At 37.8% G+C, this 7,587-nt stretch carries 5 protein-coding genes and 1 pseudogene; 2 read left to right on the top strand and 4 right to left on the bottom strand.

Features of this window, described 5'->3' with window-relative positions:
• A pseudogene (locus WBM60_RS14115) lies at positions 1 to 364 on the bottom strand (ketoacyl-ACP synthase III); the annotation flags it as partial.
• Positions 365 to 521: 157 nt separating this feature from the next.
• Positions 522 to 3,374: an aminomethyl-transferring glycine dehydrogenase gene (gene gcvP / locus WBM60_RS14110; protein WP_424283219.1), complete on the bottom strand. Its 2,853-nt coding sequence runs from the start codon at positions 3,372 to 3,374 to the stop codon at positions 522 to 524.
• A gap of 138 nt (positions 3,375 to 3,512) precedes the next feature.
• Here gcvP and WBM60_RS14105 point away from each other — a divergent pair, with 138 nt between their 5' ends.
• Positions 3,513 to 4,337 carry a hypothetical protein gene (locus tag WBM60_RS14105; protein WP_424261172.1) on the top strand — a complete coding sequence of 275 codons (825 nt, stop codon included), beginning with the start codon at positions 3,513 to 3,515 and terminating at the stop codon, positions 4,335 to 4,337.
• Positions 4,338 to 4,557: 220 nt separating this feature from the next.
• Here WBM60_RS14105 and WBM60_RS14100 read toward each other — a convergent pair whose 3' ends face one another.
• Positions 4,558 to 5,118: a sigma-70 family RNA polymerase sigma factor gene (locus WBM60_RS14100; RefSeq protein ID WP_424261174.1), complete on the bottom strand. Its 561-nt coding sequence runs from the start codon at positions 5,116 to 5,118 to the stop codon at positions 4,558 to 4,560.
• Between the two features lie 139 nt (positions 5,119 to 5,257).
• On the opposite strand from WBM60_RS14100, the gene WBM60_RS14095 reads away from it, so the two are divergent.
• Positions 5,258 to 5,545 (top strand): rhodanese-like domain-containing protein, encoded by a 288-nt coding sequence (locus WBM60_RS14095; protein ID WP_424261176.1) that lies wholly within the window; start codon positions 5,258 to 5,260, stop codon positions 5,543 to 5,545.
• Between the two features lies 1 nt (position 5,546).
• On the opposite strand, the gene WBM60_RS14090 is transcribed toward WBM60_RS14095, so the two are convergent.
• Entirely contained in the window at positions 5,547 to 7,574 is a 2,028-nt protein-coding gene (locus WBM60_RS14090; RefSeq protein ID WP_424283218.1) for a M3 family metallopeptidase, read from the bottom strand.
• Positions 7,575 to 7,587 lie beyond the last annotated feature (13 nt).

Below are 7,587 nucleotides of genomic sequence, written 5' to 3'. Positions count from 1 at the left end.
TAATTTTTAGGAGATGCTTTACTCTTGTGGCTAAACTGGGTACAGTGTCACTCTGAGATTGCCCATAGCTTACGTCTCCAAAATTATGTGCAAAAATGATATAATCCATTTCTTCAGCATCAATTCCGGCATCTTCAATTGCATCCTGGGCTGCAAAAAATCCCAAATCGGAAGTATTCAGTTCTTTTTTGGCATAACGCCTTTCATCAATACCGGTTATTGCCTTAAATTTTTCGATAATAACCTCGTTTGTATAATCAAAAGGAATGCCTTCACTGGTAAGAAAATTGTGGTGCTCAAAATCTTTATTTTGAGTAGTGATCGACGGTATATAACAACCTGTGCCGCTAATTCCAATACTCATGTTTTATGGAGTTGTATAAGTTTTTGCCAAACTACTAAAAAACAGTGTACTACTATGCGCGCATAGTAATTAATTACGATGTTCAGAATTAACAAACAATATGAAATTAATTCTTAAGCTTTTATGTAGCCTTTCAAATCCCTGATTATTGGTAAAACTAAGCTTCCATATATGCTTCAATGGGAGCACAGGTGCATATTAAATTACGATCTCCATAAGCATCATCAACTCTTCGAACGCTGGGCCAAAATTTATTTTCATTAACAAAGGGTAGCGGAAATGCTGCTTCTTGTCTTGAATATGGGAAATCCCATGAATCATTGGTCACCATATGCAACGTATGTGGTGCATTTTTTAATAGATTATTTGTATCATTTGCAGAGGCCTGATCAATTTCTGCCCGGATTGATATCATAGCATCACAAAATCGATCTAATTCATCAAGATTTTCACTTTCCGTAGGTTCTATCATAAGGGTTCCGGCTACAGGAAAAGATACAGTTGGAGCATGAAAACCATAGTCCATCAATCGTTTGGCGATATCAGCAACCTCTATTCCGTTTTGTTTAAATGGTCTGCAGTCTATTATCATTTCATGCGCTGCTCGCCCTTGTTCCCCGGTGTAAAGAACATCAAATTTTCCACTTAACCTGTTCTTTATATAATTTGCATTAAGAATGGCAATCTTTGTAGATTCGGTTAAGCCGGCTTCTCCAAGCATCTTTATATAACCATAAGAAATTAAACAAACCAATGAACTGCCCCAGGGAGCCCCTGAAATTGCCGTAATGGCTTTTTCACCACCTGTTTTTATTACCGGATTACCAGGGAGGAAAGGAACCAATTGTGCTGCAACACAAATAGGCCCTACGCCGGGTCCTCCGCCTCCATGTGGGATGGCAAAAGTTTTGTGTAGGTTGAGATGGCAAACGTCAGCTCCAATAGTTGCCGGATTTGTTAATCCTACCTGAGCATTCATATTGGCACCATCCATATAAACCTGTCCCCCATGGTCGTGAATAAGCTGTGTTATTTTTTTAATGGAGGATTCAAAAACCCCATGTGTTGAAGGATAGGTAATCATTAATGCAGCCAAATTTTCTGAATGCATTTCTACTTTCTCCTCAAGGTCCACCATATCTATATTTCCCCGATCATCTGTTTTAGTTACAACAACCTTCATTCCGGCCATTACCGCCGAAGCCGGATTAGTACCATGTGCCGATGCCGGGATTATACAAATATTTCTATGAGTTTCGCCTCTGGATTCATGATATGCTCTTATGGTCATTAATCCCGCATACTCGCCTTGTGCGCCGGAATTGGGTTGCAGAGAAGTACCCGCGAAACCCGTTATTTCCGTTAAATCGTTTTCTAAATCCCGGAGGATTATTTGATAACCCTCTGCCTGCTCAACCGGGACAAATGGATGAATGTTTCCCCATGCAGGCATACTCAAAGGAAGCATTTGACTTGCAGCATTCAATTTCATAGTGCAAGAACCCAGTGAGATCATAGAATGATTTAGTGCCAGGTCCTTCCGTTCTAATTTTTTAAGATAACGCATTAATTCCGTCTCCGAATGATGAGAATTGAAGACCTCGTTTTCCAGGAAGGGGGTGTTGCGTGTTAACGAATTTGGAATAACAACCTTTGTTTTCTCGTCAAAAGAATTAATTTCTTTGGATCCAGTGAATTCACTAAAGCAATTGTAAATTAGTTTAATATCGTCTTTACTTGTTGCCTCATTGACCGATATTGAAACGGTATTATTATCAATATAATTAAAATTAACACCATTTTTTTCCGCTATTGATTTTAAGGACTTGGTATCAGGAATCTGCACCTTGATGGTGTCGAAAAAAGCGGTGTTCAATTGTTTAAGCCCTTGTTGTTCAAGTAACTGACCTAAAAGCTTTGCATTATGATGGACTTTATTTGCAATGTATTCTAATCCTTTTGGCCCGTGATAAACTGCATAAGCCCCTGCCATCACTGCAAGTAAAACCTGGGCTGTACAAATGTTAGATGTGGCTTTATCTCTTTTAATATGTTGTTCTCTGGTCTGCAAAGCCATACGCAAAGCCTGATTGCCGTCTGTATCTCTGGTAAGCCCTATGATTCTTCCAGGGATATTTCTTTTATAAGCTTCCCTGGTGGCAAAAAAAGCAGCATGTGGGCCCCCATAGCCCAAAGGGATTCCAAATCGTTGAGTAGTTCCAACAACTACATCTACTCCAATTTCTCCAGGTGGGGTTAATAAAACCAAACTAAGTATATCTGCCGCTACAGCAACTTTTATCTCTTTATCCCCGGCTTTTTGAACAAAACTTTTATAATCATTTACCTGGCCGTATTTCCCGGGGTATTGCAACAAAGCGCCGTAAAAACTCTCACTAAACTCGAATGTTTCATGATCTCCGCTTACCAATTCAATTCCAAGGGGTTTTGATCTGGTTTGCAATAGTGAGAGGGTCTGCGGCAATACTTCATTGGAAACAAAAAATTTAACCGCCTCATTTTTCTTTTGTTCCCTGGTCCTCACATCAAAAAGCATGGTCATAGCTTCGGCAGCTGCAGTACTCTCATCTAAAAGTGAAGCATTGGATAGCTCCATCCCGGTAAGATCGCATATCATGGTTTGGAAGTTTAATAAGGCTTCCAATCGTCCTTGTGCAATTTCTGCCTGATATGGCGTATAAGCTGTATACCATCCTGGGTTTTCAAGAATATTCCTTTTAATAACAGATGGGGTAATACATTCGTTATAACCCAGACCGATATAAGTTTTGTATACCTTGTTTTTTAGAGAAAGAGAATTAATATGTGACAGGAATTCATGTTCACTCATTTCCCTATTGAGGTCTAAAGGTTTTTTAAGTCTTATTTCACTGGGAATAGTTTCATTTATAAGCTGGTCTATACTTTCTACGCCAATGGTTTCAAGCATTTTGGGCAGATCTTCTTTTCGTATACCTATATGTCTTGAAGCAAACAGGTCTGTCGTCATAATTCCGGATTTTATAGCTAAAATAATAGTGAACAAAATTAGGGATTAATTCTCGTAAAATAATCTATTTCAAAGCGCAGTGGCCTAAAGTTTTTAACGAAAAAGATACGTTATGAACAGTTTGGCTATTTTTGTTTAATGGGATGGTTGAACCGTATTTTTAATTTTTATCTGGATGCCAGTATTCATGTGGCGCTTGCGGTAATAAGCCTGGTATTGATCACAAATCTGTACTTAAACATTATACCCGGGCAGCATCTAATTCTTTTCGTTTTTTTTGGAACTATACCGAGTTATAATTTTATTAAATACGGGGTTGAAGCCAAAAAATATATTCTGGTAAAGAATAGCTATCACAGGCAAATACAAATTTTCAGCTTTATATTATTGGCGCTAGCGGGATATCATTTCTTTTTTTTGAGTTATGCGGTATGGTTCATTTGTTTTGTATTGGCCCTATTTGTAGGATTGTATGCCTTGCCGGTTTCTTCAAAGCACAAGAATTTAAGAAATTCAGGCATCTTAAAAGTATTGCTGGTGGCGTTGGTTTGGACAGGCACTACGGTCATAATTCCTGTAATATCTTCGTCTATTTCTTTTTCATGGGACATTGGACTTCTAATACTCCAACAATTTATTTTAATTCTCATATTGTTAATTCCATTTGAGATAAGGGATCTTGAATATGATGAATTGAATCTTAAGACAATACCACAACGCATAGGGGTATCTCAAACCAAAATTCTTGGCCTGTTCTTGTCTCTGATATGCTATATGATTACCTTTCTTAAGGTCGATTTAAATCAGTTAGAAATTATTGGAAATACGATACTCTTTTTTATTATGCTAATTATGCTGCTTATGACGCGCAGAAATCAAACAAAATATTTTGCCTCTTTTTTTGTAGAAAGCATTCCGATATGTTGGTTGGGGATCCTAATAGTCCTGGAAAATTGTCTTTAGATATTATGTTCAAGCTTTTCTTTCATTTTTTCCTTTTCCAGATCAGAAAGGTTATGCAAATTGGCTTTATCACAAAGTATAGTTAGTTTTTTGTTCTTCCTGGAAAATGCAGCGCAGGTTTTGCAGTATAAAAGGTGAAAACCTAACTTGATTTGTTCAAAAAGTGTGGCTTCTTTGTATTGTTTCTTATTGCAAATTGTACTTGCTTTCTCGCAACTAATCATAATTTAAACCAATTTTCATTCAGGCAACCCATAAGACTCGTTCTCGCTCTGTGTACCATTACCCAAAGGTTAGACGGATTTATACCAAGTTCATTACAGATATCTTCCGTACTTAATCCTCGGATAGTTTTCATGACAAATACTGCAGATTGCTTTTTTGGTAGTTTAGAAATACATTCCTGTATGGCTAGTCCCAATTCTTCATTTTCTATAGCATCATTTTCAAGTGTACTAAAGGGATCTGCCACATTTTCTTCCAGCCAATCTCCCGCTGAATCACTTTGACTGCTATAATTAATTCGCACTTCGGCCTTACCTTTTTTCGAATTAATTTTTCTATAATAATCTATGACCTTTCGTTTTAAAATAGCGATAAGCCAGGTGCGTTCCGTTGCGGCTCCCTGAAAATTTTTAGCCGATTTTAAACCGGCCAGGAATGTTTCCTGTACCAAATCCTTGGCGATCTCCGCATCACTCACCCGCGCCACGGCATAGTTGAAGAGATAATCAGCGTAATTGTCTACCCATGAAGTAGGATTTAAATAATTTTCCGTCATTTTGATACTTGTGGAACCCAAAAATAAATTAATTTTAATGAAAATATTAATTTAAAGTGTAATACACCCAATTATGAAAAATATCGGCTATCTCATTCTTTTGTTATTTACTCAAATAAGTTGCACTCAAACCAAGTCCATGTCAATCACAGAATTGACACCGGTAGATGTTGAAAATGCCGTACTAGTTGATGTTCGCACCCCGGAAGAGTATGCAGAGGGGCATCTTGATAATGCAATCAATATTAATTGGTATGATGAGAATTTTATGGATGAATTCAAGACCATAGAAAAGGGGAAAACCATTTATGTCTACTGTAAAAAAGGTGGACGCAGTGCGAGTGCCGCCGAAATGCTCAACTCATCCGGGTATAAAAATGTAATAGACCTGTTGGGCGGCTATGATGCATTGGAAGAAAAAAAATAAACTAAGCCGTCTTTTTTATTAATCCGGCACGCTCTAAAAGAGCTTCAATTTTAGGCTCTCTGCCCCTAAACCGCTTATAAAGGACCATTGGCTTTTCCGTTCCTCCTTTGGAAAGAATGTCATCTCTAAATTTTTCAGCTACCTCTCTGTTGAAAAGTCCTTTTTCTTTAAAATAATCAAAAGCGTCGGCATCCAATACTTCGGCCCATTTATAGCTGTAATAGCCTGCGGAATATCCACCCTGAAAAATGTGGGCGAAAGATACACTCATGCAAGTCTCCGGGTTATTAGGGTAAAGTAAAGTATCTTCGAAAGCTTTAACTTCATGTTGCTTCACATCTGAGATACCTGAGGGATCAGATGCATGCCATGCCATATCCAGGAAACCAAAACTCAGTTGGCGCATCGTGGCCATCCCCTCCTGAAATGTTGCAGATTTCTTTATGCTATCAACGAATGACATAGGAATAGGTTCTTCTGTCTCATAGTGCCTTGCAAATACTTCCAAAGCTTCTTTTTCATAACACCAATTTTCCAATATCTGACTGGGTAACTCAACAAAATCCCAATATACAGAAGTACCCGATAAGCTTGGATAGATCGTATTTGCAAGAATGCCGTGCAGCGCATGCCCAAATTCATGAAAGAGCGTAGTGACTTCATTAAAAGTTAAAAGGGATGGTTTACTTTCCGTTGGCTTGGTAAAATTGCAAACGATGGAAATCTGAGGTCTTTCATTTTTATTATTCAAGATGAATTGTGGCTTAAATGAAGTCATCCAGGCACCAGCGCGCTTCCCTTCCCTTGGATGAAAATCGGCATAGAAGAGGGATACAAATTTATTGTCACTATCATAAATTTTATAAGTTTTAACTTCGGGATGATACTTGTCTACATCAAATACTTCTTCGAATGACAATCCGTATAGTCTTTCGGTTATCATAAATACTCCTTCAATAACATTTTCTAGCTTAAAGTATGGTTTCAGCTTTTCATCGTCAAGGTTAAAGCGTTTTTGCTTTAATTTTTCAGAGTAAAAAGATCCGTCCCAGGACTGTAGTTGTTCAATGCCATCCAGTGCTTTTGCAAACTCTGATAGTTCTTTGAATTCCTGTTTAGCTGCGGGCTTTGCCTTAATCAACAATTCCTTTAAAAATTCGTATACTTTTTCCGGGGTTTCGGCCATTCGCTCTTCTAAAATGAAATTCGCGTGGCTTTTATAGCCTAATAAATTGGCTCTTTCATGTCGAAGATTGGCAATTTGGAGAACATTAGCCTGATTATCAAGTTCATCATTGTGGAACCCTTTGCTACCAAATGCCATTGAAAGCTCTTTTCTGAGTTCTCTGTTGCGTGCATATTTCATAAATGGAATATAGCTTGGATAATCCAAAGTAATAAGCCATCCTTTTTTACCTTTAATTTTTGCTAACTGAGCCGCAGCATCTTTTGCACTTTCCGGAAGCCCGTCTAGGTCATCTTCGTTTGTGAGGTGCATTTCATATTTATTTGTCTCTTTTAAAAGGTTTTCGCCAAATTTTAATTTTAGAGTTGCAAGTGTTGCATCAATTTTCCGAAGGCGTTTCTTTTCTTCTTCATTGAGGTTTGCGCCATTTCTGCTAAAATTTTTATACTTTTTATCAAGTAAGGTGTATTGTTCTGCTGTAAGCGGGTATTTGTCTTTATTCTCAAAGACATTTTTTACTCTTCTGAATAATTTTTCATTTAGGGTAATATCATTATTAAACTCGGACAGCAAAGGAGATACTTCCTGGGCAATCTTCTGGATGGTATCATTTGTTTCTGCAGAATTCAGGTTAAAAAACAGACTGGCAATGCGTTCCAAATGTTGCCCTGAGAATTCCAAAGCCTCAATAGTATTCTCAAAGGTGGGTTCTTCTTCAGAATTAGTAATGTCATCAATTTCTTTACGAGCATTTTCCATGGCCTGACGAAAAGCCGGCATAAAATGTTCATTTTTAATACGCGAAAAGGGTGCGGTACCAAATGGGGTTAATAAAGGATTCATATATAGACCGATG

It is taken from the genome of Eudoraea sp. (genome assembly GCF_049669105.1).
GTDB lineage: Bacteria > Bacteroidota > Bacteroidia > Flavobacteriales > Flavobacteriaceae > Eudoraea.
The sequence above is the reverse complement of the archived record's forward strand: the minus strand, read 5'-3'. Positions and strand labels throughout refer to the sequence as shown.

Excerpts from the sequence above, each read along its gene's own strand:
- gcvP (WP_424283219.1), bottom strand. The coding sequence starts at position 3,374 with ATGACGACAGACCTGTTTGCTTCAAGACATATAGGTATACGAAAAGAA.
- WBM60_RS14105 (WP_424261172.1), top strand. The coding sequence starts at position 3,513 with ATGGGATGGTTGAACCGTATTTTTAATTTTTATCTGGATGCCAGTATT.
- WBM60_RS14100 (WP_424261174.1), bottom strand. The coding sequence starts at position 5,118 with ATGACGGAAAATTATTTAAATCCTACTTCATGGGTAGACAATTACGCT.
- WBM60_RS14095 (WP_424261176.1), top strand. The coding sequence starts at position 5,258 with ATGTCAATCACAGAATTGACACCGGTAGATGTTGAAAATGCCGTACTA.
- WBM60_RS14090 (WP_424283218.1), bottom strand. The coding sequence starts at position 7,574 with ATGAATCCTTTATTAACCCCATTTGGTACCGCACCCTTTTCGCGTATT.